Genomic DNA, 20,303 nt, shown 5'->3' with positions numbered 1-20,303 from the left:
GTGGGGACACGGCGGAGTGTCCCCGCAGGACGAGCGCGCGACCACGGCCGCCTGGCCGCGACACCCCGCAGGCGCCGAGCCGAGGAGACACTCCGCCGGGGCACCGCCCCACCAGCGCCATCCCGCCCCGCGAAAACCCCGCAACCCCGGCGGGAGGCTACTGACGGTTTTCCAGGCCGATGGCCCTCTGGAGGGCCCTGTGGGCCTGGCCCCCTTTGCCCTCCTGTTGTTCCAGCAGGGCGGCCGCGATGGCGTTGAGTTTGACCTGGATGGCGTGTTCCGCCCGGCGTTCGGAGTTCTTCAGCAGGGCCAGGAGGAGCAGGGCCACCGCGCCCATGGCGTCTCCGACCAGGTGCTGCCAGCTCGTGTCCAGATGGAGCAGGTGGACCACGACGAAGGCCGCCACGAGCAGGACGCAGAACACCGAGAAGCCCGCGGAGCTGGTGAAGTTGGAGGCCAGTTCCGCGAGTTTCGCGAATCGCCCGGGCTCGTTCTCCTCGCCCTCCTTCGCGGGATGCTCAAAGGTCATGCCCCACGCCTGCCCGCTCGGGGCACCGCGAACCACCCGGTTCGGCCGCTTGTGCCCGAAGGTGTCACGACCGGGCCGAACGGCCCATACGCGCGTCGGACTGGCAGGATGCCCCGCACGAAACGCTCATTTTCGTCCAACCGGTTTCGACCGCGGCCGTCCGGTGTCCGGCCCTGTCGTCGCCGTAGGGGACGTACTCCGCCGCTCCCCCTCGGCCCTCCGGGGGTGGCCAGAAGTATTCGGGGTATCCGGAATTTCCGGCCATTCAATGCGAGTTGACCGCGCAGCAAGGCTCAACCTAGGGTCTGGACCAGTGCCGCCCGTACTCCCCATTCACCTTTGACCTTTTCCATGCTGCGCTCCGCCAAGCCCACCGCATTGCAGGAGCCGCCCCCGGAGAAACCGGCGCCGCGCGCAGCCGATCGGCACCGAATGAGGCTGAGAATGCTTGCCGAACCGATCCGCCACGAGACGGTGGTCGATGCCGTCCGCGCGCACGCCGCGCGCATACCGGACCATCCGCTGTTCACCTTCCTCCCCGACGGCGAGGAGGCCGAGCCGCCGCTCACCTTCGCGGCGCTCGACGACAGGGCGCGGGCCGTCGCCGCGCGCCTGCACGCCGCGCAGGTGGAGCCCGGCTCCCGCGCGCTGCTGCTGTTCCAGCCCGGCCAGGACTTCGTCGTCGCGTTCTTCGGCTGCCTCTACGCGGGCGTCGTCGCCGTGCCCGCGTACCTGCCCCACCCCGCGCAGCGCGCCCGCGGGCTGCTGCGGCTGGCCGGGATCGCCGAGGACGCGCAGCCCTCGGCCGTGCTGACCACGGCCGGGATCCGGGCGGCCGTGGAGACGGCGGCGCGCACGATCCCGGAGGTCCAGGAGACGGCCTGGCTGGCGGTCGACACGATCGCGGACGGGTCCGGAGCGGGCTGGTCCGCGCCGCCACCGGAGCCGAAGTCGGTCGCCTTCCTCCAGTACACCTCCGGTTCGACCGGCCGGCCGAAGGGTGTGATGGTCACCCACGGCAACCTCACCCACAACACCGACCTCATCCGCACATCCCTCGGCATGGACGGATCCACGGTCGTCGTGGGCTGGCTTCCCCCGTATCACGACATGGGACTGATCTCGATGATCATTGTTCCGGCGATGCTGGGAATCCATTCCGTTTCCATGCCGACGGTGGCGTTCCTGCAGAGCCCGGTACGCTGGCTGCGCGCGTTGTCCACGTACCGGGGAACGCTTTCCGCGGCTCCCAATTTCGCGTTCGACCTGTGCAGTCGAAAAGTGACCGACGAGGAACGCGCGACCTTGGATCTTTCGTCCTGGCGCGTCGCGACGAATGGTGCCGAGCCCGTCCGCGCGGATTCCATGAAGCGCTTCTCAAAGAAATTCGCCGCCACCGGATTCCGCCCGGAAACCATCGTTCCGGTGTACGGGCTCGCCGAAAGCACCCTGCTCGTGAGCGGGTCGCCGCTCGGGCGGCCCTGGGTGTCCCGGGCCTTCGACGGCGACGAGCTCGAACGCGGCACCGCGGTGGGCGTGCCCGACGACAGCCCGGCCGCGCGCGTCCTCGTCAGCTGCGGCACCAGCCGGACCCTGGACGTGGCCGTGGTCGACCCGCGGACGCGGACGCGGTGCCGCCCGGGGCAGGTCGGTGAGATCTGGGTCGCGGGCGAAAGCGTCGCGGTCGGCTACTGGCAGCGTCCCGGCCTCACCCGCGAGGCCTTCGAGGCGGCGCCGGCCGACGGCGGGGACCGGGGCCCGTACCTGCGCACGGGCGACCTCGGTTTCCGCACGGAGGACGGCCTCTTCGTCTGCGGCCGCATCAAGGACCTCGTCATCGTGGGCGGGCGCAACCACTACCCGCACGACATCGAGCGCACCGCCGAGAGCGCGCACCCCGCGATCCGCCCGGGCTGCGTCGCCGCCTTCGGCGTGGACGCGGACGGCGCGGAGCAGGTGGTCGTCGCCGCCGAACTGCGCCGCGGGGCCGGGGACGGCACGGAGCCGCGGGCCCGGCAGGACGTCGTGAACGCGGTCCTGCGCGCTGTGGCCCAGGAGCACCGGCTGACCGTCCGCGAGGTCGTCCTCCTGCCCGCCGGAACCCTTCCCAAGACGTCCAGCGGCAAGCTCCAGCGCCGCGAGGCCAGGAAGGAGTACCTGGCCGGCCGGTCGCCGTGGAACGCGCAGCAGCAGCACTGACCGACGCGCACGACAGCACGACACAGGGGGAGCACATGAAGGACACCGAGCTGGAGACCTGGCTGCGCCGGCGCATCGCCGAGCTGGCCCGCACGGCTTCGGCGGACGACATCCCGGCCGACGAACCGCTGGCCGCCCACGGCCTGTCCTCGATCGACGCGGTGGCACTGGCCGGTGAACTCGGCGCGCTGCTGGGCCGGAAGGTCTCACCGACGGTCGCGTACGAATTTCCCACGCTCAGGGAGATCCTGGACCACCTCCAGGGCAGGGGCCCCGCCGGCGGAGGCCTCGCCGCACCGCGCCGGGCGGGCACCCGCACCGCCCCCGACGAGCCGGTCGCGATCATCGGCATCGGATGCAGGTTCCCCGGGGCCGACGGACCCGAGGCCTTCTGGAAGCTGCTCGAAGGGGGCGTGGACGCCGTCGGCCGGGTGCCCGACGGGAGGTTCGCCCGCTGGGGTCGCGGCGACGGCGGTACCGACCGCGCCGGCGTCGGGGGCTTCCTCGACGGCGTGGGCGGCCTGGACCTCGACTTCTTCGGCATCGGCGAGCACGAGGCCGCCACGATGGACCCGCAGCAGCGGCTCCTGCTGGAAGTGGCCTGGGAGGCCGTGGAGGACGCGGGGATCGACCCGTACTCCCTGGCCGGCTCGGACACCGGTGTGTTCGTCGGCATCTCCAGCTCGGACTACCGCGAGGTCCTGGCGAACTCGCCCTCCGCGGACGCCTACTCGCTGCTCGGCGGAGCCTCCGGCGTCGCCGCGGGCCGGCTCTCCTACGTACTGGACCTGCGCGGCCCGAGCCTGTCCGTCGACACGGCCTGCTCCTCGTCGCTGGTCGCCGTGCACCTCGCGTGCGAGGCCGTCCGGCGCGGCGAGTGCGGCCTGGCCGTCGTCGGCGGCGTCAACGTGATCCTGACCCCGGCGATCACCGAGGCGTTCGACAACTCGGGCGTCATGGCACCCGACGGCCGCTGCAAGGCCTTCTCGGCGCGGGCCGACGGCTACGTGCGCAGCGAGGGCGCCGGCGCCGTCGTCCTCAAGCCGCTGAGCGAGGCGCTGCGCGACGGGGACCGTGTCTCGGCGGTCGTCCGCGGGTCGGCGGTGACCTCGGACGGGCGCACCAACGGCCTGCTGGCACCGGGCCGCCGGGCCCAGGAGGACGTGGTGCGCCGGGCGCTGGCGGGCGCGGGCGCCCGGCCGTCGGAGGTCGGCTACGTCGAGGCCCACGGCACGGGCACGGCGATCGGCGACCAGATCGAGGCCGCGGCGCTGGGCACCGTACTGAACCAGGGCCGCGCCGCCGACCGGCCGTGCGCGATCGGCTCGGTGAAGTCGAACCTCGGGCACCTGGAGGCGGCCGCGGGCATCGCCGGCCTGATCAAGGTGGCCCTCTCCTTCGAGCACGGGGCCCTCCCGCCGTCCCTGCACTGCGCCGAGCCGAACCCGGACATCGACTTCGCCGGACTCGGGCTGCGCGTGCAGACGTCGCTGCGCCGCTGGGAGTCCCCCGCCGAGGAACCCGGTCTGGCCGGAGTGAGTTCCTTCGGCTTCGGCGGCACGAACGCCCACGCGGTGCTCGGCCCCGCCCCCTCGCCCGAGCCGGAGCCCGAGCCGGAGCCGGAGCAACGGGCGGGCGACGGGCACCCCGTACGGGTCCTGGCCCTGTCGGCCGGCACCGAGGCGGCCCTGCGCGCGCAGGCCGCGGGGCACGCGGCCTGGGCCGCCGGGGTGGACGCGCGGGAACTGGCGCGCGGTACGGCGGCGGCGACGCTGCTGCGGGGACGCGGCGGACCCCGGGGGCGCGGGTTCCGCGCCGCCTTCGCCTTCGCGGACACCGAGGAGCTCCGCACCCGGCTGCGGGAGCCGTTCACGGCCGCGCGGGCCGGGGCGGACGGGGCGGGAGCCGTCTTCGTGTTCCCCGGGCAGGGCGCCCAGTGGCTCGGGATGGGCCGGGCCCTGATGGAGTCGGAGCCCGCCTTCGACCTGGCCGTCTCTCGCTGCGAGCAGGCCTTCGCCCCCTACGTCGACTGGTCGCTGCGCGAGGTCCTGGCCGGCGAGGGGGCCGCCGCCCCGCTGCTGGAGCGCATCGACGTCGTCCAGCCGGCGCTCTTCGCGGTGCAGGTCGCGCTGGCGGCGCTCTTCCGGTCGTGGGGCGTCCGGCCCGCCGGTGTCGTCGGGCACAGCATGGGCGAGGTGGCGGCGGCCCACGTCGCGGGCGCGCTGCGGCTGGAGGACGCGGCGCGGATCGTCTGCCGGCGCAGCGCCCTGATGATGCGCCACCGGGGCCGGGGCGCCATGGCGCTGGTCTCGCTCCCCGTGACGGACGTGCGCAAGGCCCTGGAGCCCTACGGGGAGCGGCTCTCGCTCGCCGCGCACAACGCGCCGGGCACGACGGTGGTGTCCGGAGACACCGGGGCCGTCGACGCGTTCATGAGCGCCATGGCCGCGCAGGACGTCTTCTGCCGGCGGGTGCAGGTGGACGTGGCCTCGCACTGCGCGCTGCTGGAGGACCTGCGGGAGGACCTCACCGACGAACTCTCCGGGCTGTCGCCGCGCGCCTCGACCGCCGCCTTCTACTCCTCCCTGACGGGGGAACCGCTCGACACGCAGGCCCTGGACGCGGGCTACTGGTGGCGCAACCTGCGCGAGCCGGTGCTGTTCGCCGACGCCGTCCGCACCGCCGGGGAGGCCGGTCACCGGGTGTTCCTGGAGATGAGCCCGCACCCGCTGCTGTCGGTGTCGGTGGCCGAGTGCCTGGAACCGGAGGACGACGACCGGAGCGTGGCCGCCGTCCCGGCGATGCGGCGCGCGGACGTGCGGGCGCCCTACGAGGCGGTCGCCGCGCTGTTCGAGGCGGGGTGCGCGATCGACTGGTCCGCCTTCTTCGGCGGCCGGCCCCGGGCGGGCGCGCGGCTGCCCTCGTACCCCTGGCAGCGTCAGGAGCACTGGGTCGAGCCCGAGGGCCCGCGCGCGGAGGGCACGCTGGTCACCGGCGCGCTGCCGGTCGTCCGGGACCACCGGGTGCGGGAACGGGCGATCGCGCCCGCCGCGTGGATGCTCGACGCGGCGTTGAAGGAACTCGATCCGGACGGGTACGGCGGGTCCGGCGGGTCCGGCGGGTACGGCCTGAGCGAGGTCCTGGTGACGAACCCCCTGGCGGTCGCGGAGGGAGAGGCCCGGCACGTGCGGGTCTCCCGGCGGGTGCGCGCGGGCGGCGATCCCTACCTGTCCGTGGAGAGCCGGGCGGCCGGCGCACGGGACTCCGCATGGGAGGAGCACCTGTCCGCGACGTGGTCCGGGGCCCCGCCGGCTCCGGGGACGGCCGACCTCGACGCGATCCGCCTGCGGTGCCCGCGGCGCGTCGAGCCCGACGCCCTGTACGCGCACCTGGCGGAGTCGGGGCTCTCGTACGGGGACACCATGCGGATGGTGACCGGGATGGTGCGGGGCGAGAAGGAGCTGCTGGCCCGGCTCGCGCCACCGTCCGCGCGGACCGCGGGCCGGCCACTTCCCGCGGACGCCGCGGACGGGGCCATGCAGTCCATCGCCGGGCTGTCCCTCGACGGCGGCGCCGACGGGACGTTCGTGGGGTTCGGCTACGGTCGGGTCGACGTCTTCGCGCCCTGGTCGGGTCCGGCCTTCGCCCACGTGCGGCTGCGGGGGGAACTCCGGGCGGACGCCGACACCTTCGACTGCGACGTGGACGTCCTCGATCCCGACGGGCTGGTCCTCGTACGGTTCACGGGCGTATCGCTCAAGCGGATGCGCACCGGTCACGCCCTGCGCTTCTTCGCCGTGGACACCAGGCCGCAGCCGCGGCCCGCCGGGACCGGCGCGACCGGCGCCGACACCCCCGTCGTCCTCCTCACCGCGGACGCCGGCCGGTGCGCGGCGCTGGTGGAGGAGCTGGGCCGGGGCGGCGCCGTGTGCTCGGTCGCCCCGCTGCCGGCGGAGGAGGACGCGGCGGCATTCCTGGAGTCGCTGCCGCAGCGGGCGCGCCTGCTCGTCGTGGACCCGGAGCGCGAGGCGTTCCTGTCGTTCCTGCGGTCCGCCGCGGGCACCGGGTCCGCCGTGCGCCGCGAGCTGGCGCTGGTGACCGGCGACGTCGCGCTTCCCCCGCTGCTGCGCGCCCTGGAACAGGAGAGCGTGAGCTGGTCGGGGCGGGCCGTCCGGGTCGAGCCCGAGGAGCTGGCGACACGGGAACTCGCCCGGGACCTCGCCGCGGAGCTCGCGACGGCGCCCGGCGCGTTCTGCGTCCGCTACCGGCACGGGGAGCGCACCGTCCCGTCGCTGACCCCGGTCGAACCGGCCTCCGGCGGGGCGGACCTGCGGCCCGGCGGCGTCTACTGGATCACGGGCGGGCAGGGCGGGCTCGGGTCCACGCTCGCGGTCGCGCTGGCCCGTGAGGCGGGCGCGCGGGTGGTGCTCACCGGGCGCCGCGCCGAGGTCGACCCGCGGCTGGAGGAGGCGGTCGAGGCGGCCGGCGGGCAGTTGCTGTACCTCCGGGCGGACGTGACCGACGCGGCCGCGGTGCGGCGCGCCCTGGAGGAGACGCTGCGCCGCTTCGGGGCCCTGCACGGTGTGATCCACACCGCGGGGATCCTCGACGACGCGCTGGTCGGGTCGACGTCGGCCGGGCGCATGAACACGATCATCGGACCGAAGGAGCAGGGTGCCGGGATCCTCATCGACGCGGTGGCGTCGGAGGACCTGGACTTCATCGTGCTGTTCTCGTCCATGGCCAGCCTGTTCGTGGCGCCCGGCCAGGGCGCCTACGCGGCGGGCAACGCCACGCTCGACGCGCTCACCGGTACGGCGCGCAGCAGGCGCACGCCGGTGCGGACGGTCAACTGGGGTCCCTGGGCGGAGGTGGGGATGGTCGCCGACCCCCGGTACCGGGACCGGCTGCTGGAGTCGGGGCTGCACCCGATGCCGCCGGAGGCGGGCGCCGCGGCGTTCCTGCGCACGCTGGGCAGCTCGCACCTGCAGCTGGCGGTCCTAGACGTGGACGACGAGGTCGCCGACGGCCTGGTGGCGCGGTTCAACCGCGGGCACGGGCAGGCCGCGGCGCCGGTCCCGGGGGCGCGCGCGGCACGTCCGCAGGGCGCGGAGGGCGCGGAGGGCGCGGACGGCTCGGCGGCGGACTTCGTCCGGGCGGAGCTGGCCCGTGCGCTGCGCCGGTCCCCCGCGGAGATCGACACCTCGGCGCGCTTCGACCGCCTGGGCGTCGATTCGCTGCTGGCCGTGTCCCTCACCCGCCGGATCGGCGCCCGCTTCGGGCTGGAGCTGCCGGCGACGTTGCTGTTCCAGCACCGGACGGTGGACGCCGTGGGACTCCATCTGGAGGGGCTGCGGGGGCCTGCCGAGCCGGAGGGGGTGGACGTTCCGCCCGGGCCGCCCGAGCAGATCGCACAGACCGCACCGAGCGCGCAGGAGATCACGCTGGACGGGGCGGAGCTGCACAGCACGGTCCCCGGTTACACCGTCGTCCAGGGCCCGTCCGGACTCGACCTGCGGCTGCGGGACGTGCCGGTGCGCAAGGCCGGGCCGGGCGAGGTGGTCATCGACGTACAGGCCGTCGGCGTCAACTTCATCGACGTCCTGGCGACCACCGGCTTCCACCCCTTCCTGTCGGCGCCGCCGTTCGTCCCCGGGCACGAGGTGGCCGGTGTCGTCCACGCGGTGGGCGACGGGGTGGAGCACGTACGGCCCGGTGACGCGGTCATCGCGCTGACCCCGGACGGCGGCTACGCGGCCCGCGTGACGACGGCCGCGTACACGGTGGCCCCGCTGCCCGGGGGTGTGAGCGCCGTCGACGCGGTCTCCGTGCTCATCAGCGGCCTCACGGCCATCGCGTGCCTGGAGCGGGAGGCGCGCGTGCACCCGGGTGACCGGGTGCTCGTCCAGGCCGCGGCCGGCGCGACCGGCACGGCCTGCGTGCAGCTGGCCCTGCACCACGGCGCCACGGTGTTCGGTACGGCGAGCACGGAGGCCAAGCTGGACCACCTGCGGGCCCTGGGCGTCCAGCACCCGATCAACTACGCCGAGGCGGACTTCGCCGACGCCGTACGGGAGCTCTCCCCCGGCCAGGGGCTCGACCTCGTCGTGGACTCGCTGTCCGGCGACGCCGTGGGCCGCGGCCTGGAGCTGCTGCGGGCCGGGGGCCGCTTCATCGAGATCGGGGCGGCGGGGGTGCTCGACCTGGCCGTGGACGGGCGCGAGCTGTTCATGAGCAGTCGCTCCTTCTGCACCGTCAACGTCGGTGCGCTGGCCCGTGATCCGTCCCGGCTGCGGCCGCTGATGGACCGCCTCGTCGAGCTGGTCGACGCGGGCGTGCTCCGTCCCGCGGTGGGTGGTGTCTTCGCCCTGGAGGACGCCCCGCAGGCGATCACGCAGCTGCGCAACCGGGCCAACATCGGCAAGTTCGTCATCAGCGTTCCTTAGGACGGTCGTGGAAGAATCTCGCAGTCGATCAGAGTGGAAGCAGAAATTCGGCACGTTCGCCGACGAGGTGATGGCCCCGCACGTGCGGCGCTGCGACGAGGAGCGGGCCTTCCCCGCCGAGGTCCACGAGCGGGCCGCCGCCGAGGGCATCCTCAACGCGGCCTTCCCGGAGGAGCTGGGCGGCGCCGGGCTGTCCTACGCGGAGTTCGGCCAGGTCATCGGCGAACTGTCCGCGGTCTGCCCGGGGATGACGTGGACCCTGGTGTTCAACCGGGGTGCGCTGCACCCCGTGGTCGCCGCCGGAACCGAGGAGCAGAAGGAGCTGTTCGTCACCCGGCTCCTGAAGGACAACGGCTACGCGGCGCTCGGGCTGACCGAGCCGGAGAACGGCTCCAACCTGCTGGCGGCCACCACCCGCGCCGTGCGGACGGATTCGGGCTGGCTGCTCAACGGCGGCAAGTGCATGTCCGGGAACGGGACCGTCGCCGACGTGTTCGTCGTCCTGGCCAACACGGTGGTGGACAACCGCAGGCGCGGCCTGTCCTTCTTCGCCGTACCGCGCGGCGCCCCGGGCGTGACGGTCGGCGAGGACATCGAGAAGGCGGCCTTCCGCTGCCTGCCCACGCCCTCGGTCACCTTCCGGGACGTGGCCCTGGAACCGATCAGCCTGATCGGGCGGCCCGGTGACGGGGAGATGCTGCTGAACGAACTGCTCGCGACCATCCGCATCGGCGGCGCCGCCTGCGGCACGGGCATCGTCGCCGCCCTGCTGAAGGACGCGCTCACCTGGGTCGGCGAACGCCGCGTCTACCCCGACGACCGCCTGGACAGCCTCAGCCACGTCCAGCTGGCACTGGGCCGGCTGTACGTCGAACTCACCGCCGCCCGCAGGCTGCTGGACGGGGCGACGGCCCTGGCCGACCGGGGGCTGCCCTTCGGCAGGGAGAGCTCCATGGCGAAGTACTACGCCACCGAACTCGCCGTCCGCGCCTCGAACGAGATCCTCCAGCTGTACGGCTGGCGCGGCATCGCCGCCGACCACGGCGTCGAGAAGCGCTGGCGGGACGCCCGCGCCCTGACCATCTTCGAGGGTTCGAGCGAGATCCAGCTGTTGAACGTGTTCCGCGACATGCGCAGGACGGCCGCGAGCGAGGGAGGTCTGTGACGGTGTCCGTCGAAGTGACCACCGAGACCGTGCGCGCCGAGGACGGCGCCACGGCAGAGGTCAGGCTGTACCGCAGGCCCGGCGATCCGTCGGCTCCGGTCCTGGTGTGCATGCCGGCCATGGGGACCAGGGCCGCCGCCTACGCCCCGCTCGCGGACGCCCTCGCGGGGGCCGGCTTCCAGGTGGCCGTCGGCGAACTGCGCGGGCAGGGCACGAGTTCGGTGCGCGTGGAGCGGGGGGTGCGCTACGGCTATCACGAGATGGTGGCCCACGACTACCCGGCGCTCTTCCGTGCGGTGGAGGCGGCCTTCCCGGCGGCTCCGCGCCACCTCCTGGGGCACAGCCTCGGCGGGCAGCTCGGCGCCCTCTACCTCAGCCAGGAGCCGCACATGGCCTCGGGCGCGGTCCTGGTAGGCGCCCCCTCCTGCCACTACCGCGGCTGGCCCTTCCCGCAGAGCCTCGGGATGCTCGCCGCCTTCCAGTTCGCGGCCGCGTTCGCCGCGGTGTACGGGTACTTCCCCGGCCGCCGCATCGGGGTCCTGGGCAACGACTCCGCACAGGTGCTCCGGGACATGGCCACCCAGGTCAGGACGGGCCGCTACCAGGTGCCGTCCTCCGGGGTGGACTTCGAGGCCGCGCTGGCGAAGCTGGAACTGCCGGTCCTGGCGGTCACCGTCAAGGGCGACGCCATGGCACCGCCCGGCGGCGTGCGCGGGCTCGCCGGCAAACTCACGAGCGCCCGCGTGACGTACTGGGAACTCGCGCTCGGCCAGGGCGCCCAGGGCAGCCGGCACTACGCGTGGATCCGGGACAGCGCCGCGCTCGTCGAGCGGGTACGGAGCTTCGTGGAGCAGGCCTGACGCCCTCCCCCGGCCGGTCAGCCCAGACGGGCCGGGGAGGAGGCCCCGGAGGTCAGCAGCCGGGGGCTGCCGGAGCCGTCGGCGGGCACGGTCCACAGGTCCGTGCGGTCGGCGGCGCCGTCGCCGGGCAGGCCGTAGGCGAGCGTGCCGTCGTCGAGCCAGGCGGCCTGGTCGTCCACGCTGCGCTTCTCGGCGAGCGGGTGGTCCCGCAACGTCGCCAGATCCATCACGTGTTCGCGCCACAGCGAGGCTCCGGCCCGGACGCGCTTCTTGTAGGCGATGCGCGTCCCGTCCGGGGACAGCGACGGGCATTCGACGTTCTTGGCCAGGGTGGTGACGGAGCGTCGGGAGATCGAGCCCTTGACCAGGTACGTCTCGCCGGCCGTGGAGAGGGTGGCGTAGAAGGTGTCGTCGTCCCCGGCGAAGGTGACGCCCCAGAAGTTCACGTCCTGGGCCCGGTGGTCCCGCCCGTCCATGGTGATGGCGAACTCCTCCAGGTTGGCGTCGAGTTTCCAGGTCCTGGTGTCCAGGATGGCGGTGCGCGTGGAGAAGAAGGCCGCACCGTAGGACTCGCCGGAGACGAAGACGGTCCAGGCGGCGAACCGGCCGCTGGGCGAGACGCGGGCCCGGCTGGGCGTGCCCGCGAGCGGGAAGGCGCGCACTTCGCGCAGCTCGGCGTCGACGATGATCGCCTTGTTGTCCTGGGCGAGCGCGCCGGGGCTGGAGCGCAGGCAGACGCCCGTCCCCGCGGCGGCGTGGAAGCGCTGGCAGGTGAGGCCGGACACCGTGCGGGTGCCCTCGGGCGCATCGGCCGGGACGGAGGCGAGGGCCCCGCGGTGGGGGCCCTGCCCGCTGCCCAGGAAGGCCAGCGTGTCCCGTCCGGCCGTCAGCGTGACGGCGCCCGCGGTGGCCTCCGGGCCGCCGGCCTGCGGCCGGTCGGCGCGTGCGGCGGCGCGCAGCACCAGGGTGGCGCCGACGCCGCCGAGCAGCAGCACCGCCACCGCGAGGACGAGCAGGCGGCGGGAGCGGGTCATCGGGTTCCTCACGGGCGTCGGGCCGGGTCGGGCGCAGTGGGTGCAGCGGGCGCAGTGGGTGCGGCGGGCGTCGCGGGCACGGGCGGCACCGGTCGCAGTACGTAGCCGGCGACGGCCGCGCAGCAGAGCAGTCCGGCCGCGGCGGCGGCGAGTGCCGGGCCGGTGCCCCAGAGGGTCCAGGCCCCGCCGAAGGCGAGCGAGCAGGCGAAGCGGGCCAGCGCCTGGCCGGTGCCCACCAGGGCCAGGCCGGTGGCGCGCAGGGACTCGGGGACGGTGGCGCCGACGGCGGCCGGCAGCACGCCGTCGGTGGCGGCGTAGAACATGCCGTGCAGGGCGAGCACGAGGTAGGGCAGGGCGGGCCAGTCGGGGGCCCACAGCAGCAGCCCGTAGGCGGCGAGGAGGAGGGCGTGCCCGGTCAAGAAGACGGTGCGGCGACCGATCCGGTCGGCGAGGGCGCCGGCCGGGACGGCCAGCAGCAGGAACACGGCGGCGGTGCCGAGCGGCAGCAGCGGGAACCACTGGTCGTCGATGCCGGTCCGGCGCTGGAGCAGCAGGTAGACGAAGGCGTCGCTGACGGTGGTGAGGCCGAGCAGGACCGCGCAGAGCCCCAGGGCGCGCAGCCGCGGCAGGCGCAGCAGGGCCGCCGCGTCGCGCAGGCGCACGGGGTTCGGGCGGGCGGGGGCCGGGCGGGCGGCGGGCGGGGCCGCGGCGGCCGGCCGGGGCCCGGTGTCGCCCGCGCCGGAGGGGACGAAGAGCATGAGCACCACGACGCCGAGTACGGCGACGCAGGCGCTGACGCCGAAGACGGCGTCGTAGCCGTCGGCGGCGATACCGAGGATGAGGAAGGCGGCGAGGGGGCCGAGCAGCGCGCCCGTGGTGTCCATGGCCCGGTGGACGCCGAAAGCCCGGCCCTGTAACTCGTCCGGAGCGGAAAGGGAGATGAGCGCGTCGCGCGGTGCGGTGCGCAGCCCCTTGCCGGTGCGTTCCAGCGCGAGGATCACGCTGATCGGGCCCAGGCTGTGGGCGAGCAGCAGCAGGGGTTTGCACAGGGCGGAGAGGCCGTAGCCGATGCCGGCGACCAGCTTGTGGTTGCGGACCCGGTCGGCGAGGTGGCCGCCGGTGAGCTGCACCAGGGCGCTGACGCCGTTGTAGAGCCCGTCGAGGGCGCCGAAGCCGAGCGGGCTCAGGCCCAGACCCGCGATCAGGTACAGGGGCAGGACGGCGGTGACCATCTCGGAGGAGACGTCGGTGATCAGGCTGACCGTGCCCAGCGCGAGGACGGTCGAGGTGACCGCCGGCGCCCTGCCGGGTCCCCGGTCCGGCGGCGCGGTCTTCGCGCCCGAGGGCGCGGAGCGGTCCGCGAGGTACATGCTCTGGAGCTCCCCCGTGCAGACGGTCTGGGTCGTTCGAACGTGCGAGTCGATCCCGAACCCTAGTGCTTGTACGGGACAACTGTGGTGCGTACGGCGGGATTCGGCCGTACCGGCCCCTGCGTCACTGCCGGCTGCTCTCGTCCCGGAGCCAGGTGGAGAAGTCCTGGTCGCGGATGGCCCAGCGGGCGCCCCGGCGGGCGGCGACCGCGGCCGCCGCGAACACCACCACCGCGGGCAGGAGTTCGGGATCGGCGCGCAGCAGGGCGCGCAGGTCGGACGTTCCGGTGCGCGCCGAGGGCGCCGCCCCGGGCCCGTCCTCCCGCCCGGCCTGGAAGCGCTCGAACTCGGCGGAGGAGGTCGCGGCGCGGACCTTGCGCCGGATCAGGTCGGACCAGGTGCGCGGCGGGCGCACGACGACCCGGGCCGCCTCCACCACGCGCCGCTCCCCGGGCCCGAAGGCGAGGGACGCGGCCAGGTCGTCGGCCATCAGCGGGGGCAGTGCCGCGATCCGCTTGTGGCCCTCCTCGGTCACGGCGATGACGCCCCGGCCGAACAGGCCCTCGCGGACGGCCGGCAGCCGCTGCCACACCCGGTAGTAGGCGCGGACCGGCCAGGCGCAGCCGGTCGGCGGGATGTCCCGGCCGGGGGCGGCGGCGAGCAGGGCCGGGTCGGCGGCGAGCGCGCCCGTCAGGGCCCGTACGTCGGCGGCCCCGACGACGACGTCGGCGTCCACGTACAGCCGGGGGAAGCCCCGCGCGTGCTCGTCGCCGACCCGCAGTGCCGTGTGTTTGGAGGGGGTCGGGATCTCCACGACGCGTACGCGGTCGCCCCGCGAGGCCGCCACCCGGGCGGTGTCGTCCGTACAGCCGTTGCACACCACGACGATGTCGGTCCCGGACGACGGGGAGTCGGCCAGGAGCGCGTCGAGGAGCCGGCCGATGACCCGGCCCTCGTTGTGGGCCGGTATCACGATGCTGGTCACCCGGGCAGTATGCACGCTCGAACACCAGCTCCCGGCGATTCCGCCAACTCTGCCCGGGGGTACGCCCGGTGGACTAGATTGAGCGGCGCCGACCGGATTCGGCGCGCTTCGGCGCGGCCGGCAACGATCCGGAACCGGCAAGGGTGGTACGGGTTCGGCTGCTTGTGGGGAACAGGCGGTCGGGCCGGGGGGCGGCATATGCGATGCACGCAGAACATCGGTTGTGGGGGGCCATCACCGTTGAGCAGGTCACGCACAGGACACGCAGGCGTCCGGCGTGCCCTCGACGACGGCGTTCCCCCTCCACCCCACGCGTCCCGGCCATGGGTTGTCGACACGCCAGTCGGCGTGCGCGGAAGGAAGGGAACGCAGTGAAGGACACCTCCAAGGACGGCGCGCAGAGCGCCGACAGGACCGTCGGGCAGGGCGCCGCGATCTCCGGCCGGGGGTCCGCGGCGCCGTTAGGCATCGCGGTCGTCGGAGCGGGCTACTGGGGCCCCAATCTCGTCCGCAACTTCCAGTCCAGCCCGCAGTACCGGCTGCGGTACCTCTGCGACCTGGACCTCGACCGGGCCCGGCAGGTGCTGGGCCGGTACTCCACGGTGCAGCCGACCTCGGACTACGCGGCGGTCCTGGCCGACCCGTCCGTCCAGGCGGTCGCCGTGGCCACCCCGGCCGGGACGCACCTGGACGTGGCGCTGGCAGCCCTGCGCGCCGGCAAGCACGTCCTGGTGGAGAAGCCGCTCGCCGCCACGTACGAGGACGGGATGCGGCTGGTCGCGGAGGCCGAGAAGCGCGGTCTCACGCTGATGTGCGACCACACCTACTGCTACACCCCGGCCGTGCGCCGGATCCGCGAGATGGTCCGCTCCGGCGAACTGGGCGAGATCCACTTCGTGGACTCGGTACGGATCAACCTGGGGCTCGTCCAGAAGGACGTCGACGTCCTGTGGGACCTGGCCCCCCACGACCTCTCGGTCCTCGACTTCATCCTCCCCGACCACGTGCAGCCGGTGGCCGTCGCCGCGACCGGCGCCGACCCGATCGGGGCCGGCCAGTCCTGCGTGGCCTACCTGACCCTCCAGCTGAACACCGGCGCCATCGCGCACGTGCACGTCAACTGGCTCTCCCCGACGAAGGTCCGCACCACCATGGTCGGCGGCTCCAAGCGCACCCTGGTCTGGGACGACCTCAACCCCACCCAGCGGGTCTCGGTGTTCGACCGGGGCGTGGAGCTGAGCACCCCGCAGGAGATCGGCGCCGACGAGCGCCGCGACATGCTCGTCTCCTACCGGTCGGGCGACATGGTGGCGCCCGCGATCGGCGAGAAGGAAGCGCTGCGCAGCATGGTCGAGGAGTTCGCCGACGCCATCAGGACCGGCCGGGCGCCGCTGACCGACGGCCGGGCGGGCCTGAAGGTGCTGGACATCCTCGAAGCGGCCTCCAGGAGCCTGGAGTTCCGGGGTGCGGTCGTCGGACTGCGCACCGGGCGCTGACCGCTCGCGTTCCGATCCCGGTCCTCATGCAGGACCTTTCGCATTCCGTCACACGCAGGACCACGACCGATCCAGTGGGAGCAGGGCGTTGAGCAGCAGCGTACGAGGCAAGAAGATTCTGGTCACCGGCGGAGCGGGCACCATCGGCTCGCACGTGGTGGACCAGCTGGTGGACAACGGGGCACGCGAGATCGTGGTGCTCGACAACTTCGTGCGGGGGCGGACCGCCAACCTGGCCCGCGCCCTGCCGAGCGGCGTCGTCGAGGTCGTCGAGGGCGACATCCGCGACGTGGCGGCGGTGCGCAAGGTGACGGAGGGCGCCGACCTGGTCTTCCACCTGGCCGCCATCCGGATCACCCAGTGCGCGGAGGAGCCGCGGCTGGCGAACGAGGTGATGGTGGACGGCACGTTCAACGTGCTGGAGGCGGCGGCCGCCGCCGGGGTGGGCAAGGTGATCGCCTCGTCCTCGGCCTCCGTCTACGGGCTGGCCGAACGGTTCCCGACGACCGAGCGCCACCACCCGTACAACAACGACACCTTCTACGGTGCGGCGAAGGCCTTCAACGAGGGGATGCTGCGCAGCTTCCACTCGATGTACGGGCTGGACTACGTCGCGCTGCGCTACTTCAACGTGTACGGGCCACGGATGGACATCCACGGGCTCTACACCGAGGTGCTCATCCGCTGGATGGAGCGCATCGCCTCCGGCGAGCCCCCGCTGATCCTCGGCGACGGGCTGCAGACGATGGACTTCGTGGACGTGCGCGACATCGCGCGCGCCAACCTGCTGGCCGCCGAATCGGACCTGACCGACCAGGTGTTCAACGTCGCGAGCGGCACCGAGACCAGCCTGCTGGAGCTGGCGAACGGGCTGCTGGAGGCCATGGGCGCGGACGGGCTGGTGCCGGAGCACGGCCCGGCCCGCGCCGTGAACGGCGTGACCCGCCGCCTCGCGGACACCGCGCGGGCCTCCGAGCACCTCGGCTTCACGGCCGGGATCGACCTGCGCACCGGCCTGCGGGACCTGGTCGAGTGGTGGCGGGCCGAGCGCGCCGCCGACGCGGCGGCGGAGGCGGGCCGATGAGCGCCCCGGGCGCGGGCGCCGCCCGGATCCCCGTGATGGTGCCCTGGCTGGGCGAGGAGGAGGCGAAGGCCGCCGCCGACGCGGTGCTCTCGGGCTGGGTCGCCCAGGGACCGCGGGTCGCCGAGTTCGAGCGGGCCTTCGCGGAGCGGGTGGGCGCCGAGCACGGCATCGCCGTGAGCTCGTGCACCACCGCCCTGCACCTGGCCCTCGTGGCGCTGGACCTCGGTCCGGGCGACGAGGTGGTCGTCCCCTCGCTGTCGTTCATCGCCACCGCCAACGCCGTGCGCTACGTGGGCGCGCGGCCGGTGTTCGCCGACGTCGAGGAGGCCACCGGGAACCTGACCCCGGCGACCGTGGACGCGGTCCGCACCCCCCGTACGAAGGCGGTGCTCGCCGTCCACCAGGGCGGGGTGCCCGCCGACGTGCACGCGCTGCGCGCGGCGTGCGCCGAGTGGGACGTCGCGCTCGTGGAGGACGCCGCCTGCGGCATCGGCGCGACGGTCGGGGGCAAGTCCGTCGGCCACGGGGCGCTGCTCGCCGCCTGGTCCTTCCACCCCCGCAAGGTGATCACCACCGGTGAGGGCGGCATGGTGACCACGGACGACGCGCAGTGGGCGCAGCGCCTGCGCCGGCTGCGCGAGCACGGCATGAACGTGTCCGCCGCACAGCGCCACGCGAGCAGCAAGCCGATCGTCGAGAGCTACCTGGAGGTCGGCTACAACTACCGGATGACCGACATCCAGGCCGCGGTGGGCCTGGTGCAGCTCGGCAGGCTCGACGAGATCGTCGCCCGGCGGCGCTCTCTCGCGGCCCGGTACGCGGAGCTGCTGCGCGGGGTCCCGGGCGTGCGCCCGGTCCGCGATCCCGCCCACGGGCAGGGCAACTTCCAGTCGTACTGGGTGCTGCTGGCCGAGGACTTCCCCGTCGGCCGGGACGAGCTGCTCGGGGTGCTCTCCGAGGCCGGTGTCTCGGCCCGGCGCGGGATCATGGCCTCGCACCTGGAGCCGGCGTACGAGGGCCACGGCGCGGCCGCGCTGCCGGTGACCGAGCGGATCAGCCGCGACTCCCTGATCCTGCCGCTGTTCCACACGATGACCGCCGACCAGCAGGACCGGGTGGTGGCGGTGCTCCGGGAGCAGGCCGGCGGATGAGCGCTCCGGTGACCGAGGACCTGCTGATCGTCGGGGCGGGCGGCTTCGCGCGGGAGACCGCGCAGGCCGTACGGGACGTGGCCGCGGCCGACGTGGCGCGCGGCCGCGCGCCCCGGTGGCGGCTCGCCGGGCACCTCGACGACGATCCGGCCCTGCACGGCCGGGAGGTCGACGGGGTGCCGGTGCCGGGCGGCTGCGAGCTGGTCCACGAGCTGCCGGCCGCCCGGGTCGTGGTCTGCGTGGGCAGTCCGCGGGACTACGCGGTGCGGGCGCGCCTGGTGGGGCGCCTGGGGCTGCCGCTGGACCGGTACGCCACGGTGGTGCACCCCACGGCGGCGGTGTCGGGCTCCTCGGCGGTGGGCCCGGGCTCGGTGCTGCTCGCGCACTGCGTGCTGACCGCCGGCGTCCGGGTCGGGTCGCACGTGGCGGTCATGCCGCAGGTGGTGCTCACCCACGAGGACGAGGTCTCCGACTTCGCCACGCTCGCCTCGGGCGTCCGCCTGGGCGGCGGGGTGCGGGTGGGGCGCGGGGCGTACGTGGGGGCGGGGGCGCTGGTCCGGGAGTACGCCGCGATCGGCGCCTGGTCGCTGACCGGCATGGGCAGCACCGTCCTCGCGGACGTCCCGGCCGGGGAGGTGTGGGCCGGCAGCCCGGCCCGCCTCCTGCGGCCGGCGGGGGCCACCGCCCTCGCCGAACTGGCCCGCGACGCGGGCGGATCCGGCGGGGCCCTGTGCGGCCCCACCGGGGACGCGGCGGTGCCCGCCGGGGCGCCGGCGCACGGCACGGAAGAAGGCACCGGCCCGAACGGCCGGCGGCCGGAGACACGGATGGAGAGTCCCGTCGTATGAACCAGATACCGCTCGTCGACCTGAAGGCGGCGCACGCCGAGGTCGCCGAGGAGTTAAAGGCCGGATTCGACCGTGTGCTGGCCGGCACGGCCTTCATCGGCGGCGCGGAGGTCCAGGCCTTCGAGCGCGAGTACGCCGAGTTCGCCGGGGTCCGGCACTGCGTGGGGGTCGCCAACGGCACGGACGCCCTCGAACTGGCCCTGCGCGCGAGCGGGGTCGGCGTCGGCGACGAGGTGGTGCTGCCCGCCAACACCTTCATCGCCACCGCGGGCGCCGTCGCCCGGATCGGTGCCCGGCCGGTGCTGGTGGACTGCCTTCCCGACACCCTGCTGATGGACCCGCAGGCCGCACTGGACGCGGTCGGCAGCGCCACCCGCGCGGTGGTGCCCGTCCACCTGTACGGGCAGTGCGCGCCCGCGGCGGAGCTGGCGGAGCGGCTCCCGTCGCACGTGAAGGTCGTCGAGGACGCGGCGCAGAGCCAGGGCGCCACCCGTGAGGGCCGGTCCCCCGGCAGCGGGACCATCGCGGCCACCAGCTTCTACCCGGGCAAGAACCTGGGGGCCTACGGGGACGCCGGCGCGGTGGTGACCGACGACGAGGAGCGCGCCGACCTCGTGCGGGCCATCGCCAACCACGGGGGCGTCGCCAAGTACCGCCACGACGTGGCCGGCTTCAACAGCCGGCTGGACGGGCTGCAGGCCGTGGTGCTCCGGGCGAAGCTGGCCCGCCTGGCGGAGGGGAACGCGGCCCGGCGGGCCGCCGCCGCCCGCTACGACGGGCTGCTCGGCGAGCTGGCCGCGGCGGGCCGCGTCACGCTGCCGGTGACGGCGCAGGGCAACGTCCACGTCTGGCACCTGTACGTCGTGCGGATCTCCGGAGCGGACCGCGACACGGTCGTCGGCAAGCTCAACGCGGAGGGGATCGGCGCGGGCGTGCACTACCCGGCGCCGGTCCACCTCACGGGGGCCTTCGGCCACCTCGGTCACGGTCGCGGGGACTTCCCGCACGCGGAGCAGGCAGCGGACAGCATGCTCTCCCTCCCCCTCTTCCCGCAGATCACCGCTGCCCAGCAGCAGCGGGTCGTGGAAGCGTTCTCCGACGCCCTGCGCTGATACGTGCCGGCGCGAAATCAATGA

13 protein-coding genes are annotated in these 20,303 nt (G+C 74.4%); 9 read left to right on the top strand and 4 right to left on the bottom strand.

Annotated features, from left to right (window positions below; all coding sequences use genetic code 11):
• Window positions 1-157: 157 nt before the first annotated feature.
• The gene (locus AB0O53_RS27985; RefSeq protein WP_350992485.1) at window positions 158-529 is read right to left on the bottom strand and encodes a low affinity iron permease family protein; all 372 of its coding nucleotides are present in this window, start codon (window positions 527-529) and stop codon (window positions 158-160) included.
• 444 nt (window positions 530-973) lie between these two features.
• Between AB0O53_RS27985 and AB0O53_RS27980 the strand changes: the two genes are divergently transcribed.
• Genes AB0O53_RS27980 through AB0O53_RS27965 form a run of 4 tightly spaced genes read left to right on the top strand, consistent with a single transcriptional unit; the run spans window position 974 to window position 11,199 of the window.
• Window positions 974-2,728, top strand: a complete 1,755-nt coding sequence (locus AB0O53_RS27980) for a fatty acyl-AMP ligase (RefSeq protein WP_365199172.1) — start codon at window positions 974-976, stop codon at window positions 2,726-2,728.
• A gap of 35 nt (window positions 2,729-2,763) precedes the next feature.
• Complete coding sequence (locus AB0O53_RS27975) at window positions 2,764-9,174, top strand: SDR family NAD(P)-dependent oxidoreductase (RefSeq protein WP_365199170.1); 6,411 nt, start codon at window positions 2,764-2,766, stop codon at window positions 9,172-9,174.
• Window positions 9,175-9,181: 7 nt separating this feature from the next.
• The gene (locus AB0O53_RS27970; protein ID WP_365199167.1) at window positions 9,182-10,339 is read left to right on the top strand and encodes an acyl-CoA dehydrogenase family protein; all 1,158 of its coding nucleotides are present in this window, start codon (window positions 9,182-9,184) and stop codon (window positions 10,337-10,339) included.
• A gap of 2 nt (window positions 10,340-10,341) precedes the next feature.
• Window positions 10,342-11,199 carry an alpha/beta hydrolase family protein gene (locus AB0O53_RS27965; RefSeq protein WP_350992493.1) on the top strand — a complete coding sequence of 286 codons (858 nt, stop codon included), beginning with the start codon at window positions 10,342-10,344 and terminating at the stop codon, window positions 11,197-11,199.
• Between the two features lie 17 nt (window positions 11,200-11,216).
• On the opposite strand, the gene AB0O53_RS27960 is transcribed toward AB0O53_RS27965, so the two are convergent.
• The 3 genes from AB0O53_RS27960 to AB0O53_RS27950 form a co-directional block, all read right to left on the bottom strand.
• The gene (locus tag AB0O53_RS27960) at window positions 11,217-12,233 is read right to left on the bottom strand and encodes a TolB family protein (RefSeq protein WP_350992494.1); all 1,017 of its coding nucleotides are present in this window, start codon (window positions 12,231-12,233) and stop codon (window positions 11,217-11,219) included.
• Between the two features lie 8 nt (window positions 12,234-12,241).
• Complete coding sequence (locus AB0O53_RS27955) at window positions 12,242-13,603, bottom strand: MFS transporter (RefSeq protein ID WP_365199163.1); 1,362 nt, start codon at window positions 13,601-13,603, stop codon at window positions 12,242-12,244.
• Between the two features lie 124 nt (window positions 13,604-13,727).
• Window positions 13,728-14,588 (bottom strand): glycosyltransferase, encoded by an 861-nt coding sequence (locus AB0O53_RS27950; RefSeq protein ID WP_365199160.1) that lies wholly within the window; start codon window positions 14,586-14,588, stop codon window positions 13,728-13,730.
• Window positions 14,589-14,959: 371 nt separating this feature from the next.
• Here AB0O53_RS27950 and AB0O53_RS27945 point away from each other — a divergent pair, with 371 nt between their 5' ends.
• The 5 genes from AB0O53_RS27945 to AB0O53_RS27925 all read left to right on the top strand — a co-directional run bounded on the left by AB0O53_RS27945 (window position 14,960) and on the right by AB0O53_RS27925 (window position 20,279).
• A complete protein-coding gene (locus AB0O53_RS27945; protein ID WP_350992498.1) occupies window positions 14,960-16,084 on the top strand; it encodes a Gfo/Idh/MocA family protein in 1,125 nt (374 codons plus the stop codon).
• A gap of 88 nt (window positions 16,085-16,172) precedes the next feature.
• On the top strand, window positions 16,173-17,168 hold the full coding sequence (locus AB0O53_RS27940) for an NAD-dependent epimerase/dehydratase family protein (protein WP_365199157.1): 996 nt from the start codon (window positions 16,173-16,175) through the stop codon (window positions 17,166-17,168).
• The gene (locus tag AB0O53_RS27935) at window positions 17,165-18,319 is read left to right on the top strand and encodes a DegT/DnrJ/EryC1/StrS family aminotransferase (protein ID WP_350992502.1); all 1,155 of its coding nucleotides are present in this window, start codon (window positions 17,165-17,167) and stop codon (window positions 18,317-18,319) included. The genes AB0O53_RS27940 and AB0O53_RS27935 overlap by 4 nt, the downstream gene beginning before the upstream one ends.
• Entirely contained in the window at window positions 18,316-19,167 is an 852-nt protein-coding gene (locus AB0O53_RS27930) for a NeuD/PglB/VioB family sugar acetyltransferase (RefSeq protein WP_350992504.1), read from the top strand. The genes AB0O53_RS27935 and AB0O53_RS27930 overlap by 4 nt, the downstream gene beginning before the upstream one ends.
• Window positions 19,164-20,279, top strand: coding sequence for a DegT/DnrJ/EryC1/StrS family aminotransferase (locus tag AB0O53_RS27925; protein WP_350992506.1), 1,116 nt, complete (start codon window positions 19,164-19,166; stop codon window positions 20,277-20,279). Before AB0O53_RS27930 ends, AB0O53_RS27925 begins: the two co-directional genes overlap by 4 nt.
• The last annotated feature ends 24 nt before the right edge of the window (window positions 20,280-20,303 follow it).

It is taken from the genome of Streptomyces erythrochromogenes, assembly GCF_040684695.1.
GTDB lineage: Bacteria > Actinomycetota > Actinomycetes > Streptomycetales > Streptomycetaceae > Streptomyces > Streptomyces erythrochromogenes_C.
This window is presented reverse-complemented; position numbering and strand designations above follow the sequence as displayed.

Excerpts from the sequence above, each read along its gene's own strand:
- AB0O53_RS27985 (WP_350992485.1), bottom strand. The coding sequence starts at position 529 with ATGACCTTTGAGCATCCCGCGAAGGAGGGCGAGGAGAACGAGCCCGGG.
- AB0O53_RS27980 (WP_365199172.1), top strand. The coding sequence starts at position 974 with ATGCTTGCCGAACCGATCCGCCACGAGACGGTGGTCGATGCCGTCCGC.
- AB0O53_RS27975 (WP_365199170.1), top strand. The coding sequence starts at position 2,764 with ATGAAGGACACCGAGCTGGAGACCTGGCTGCGCCGGCGCATCGCCGAG.
- AB0O53_RS27960 (WP_350992494.1), bottom strand. The coding sequence starts at position 12,233 with ATGACCCGCTCCCGCCGCCTGCTCGTCCTCGCGGTGGCGGTGCTGCTG.
- AB0O53_RS27955 (WP_365199163.1), bottom strand. The coding sequence starts at position 13,603 with ATGTACCTCGCGGACCGCTCCGCGCCCTCGGGCGCGAAGACCGCGCCG.
- AB0O53_RS27935 (WP_350992502.1), top strand. The coding sequence starts at position 17,165 with ATGAGCGCCCCGGGCGCGGGCGCCGCCCGGATCCCCGTGATGGTGCCC.
- AB0O53_RS27930 (WP_350992504.1), top strand. The coding sequence starts at position 18,316 with ATGAGCGCTCCGGTGACCGAGGACCTGCTGATCGTCGGGGCGGGCGGC.
- AB0O53_RS27925 (WP_350992506.1), top strand. The coding sequence starts at position 19,164 with ATGAACCAGATACCGCTCGTCGACCTGAAGGCGGCGCACGCCGAGGTC.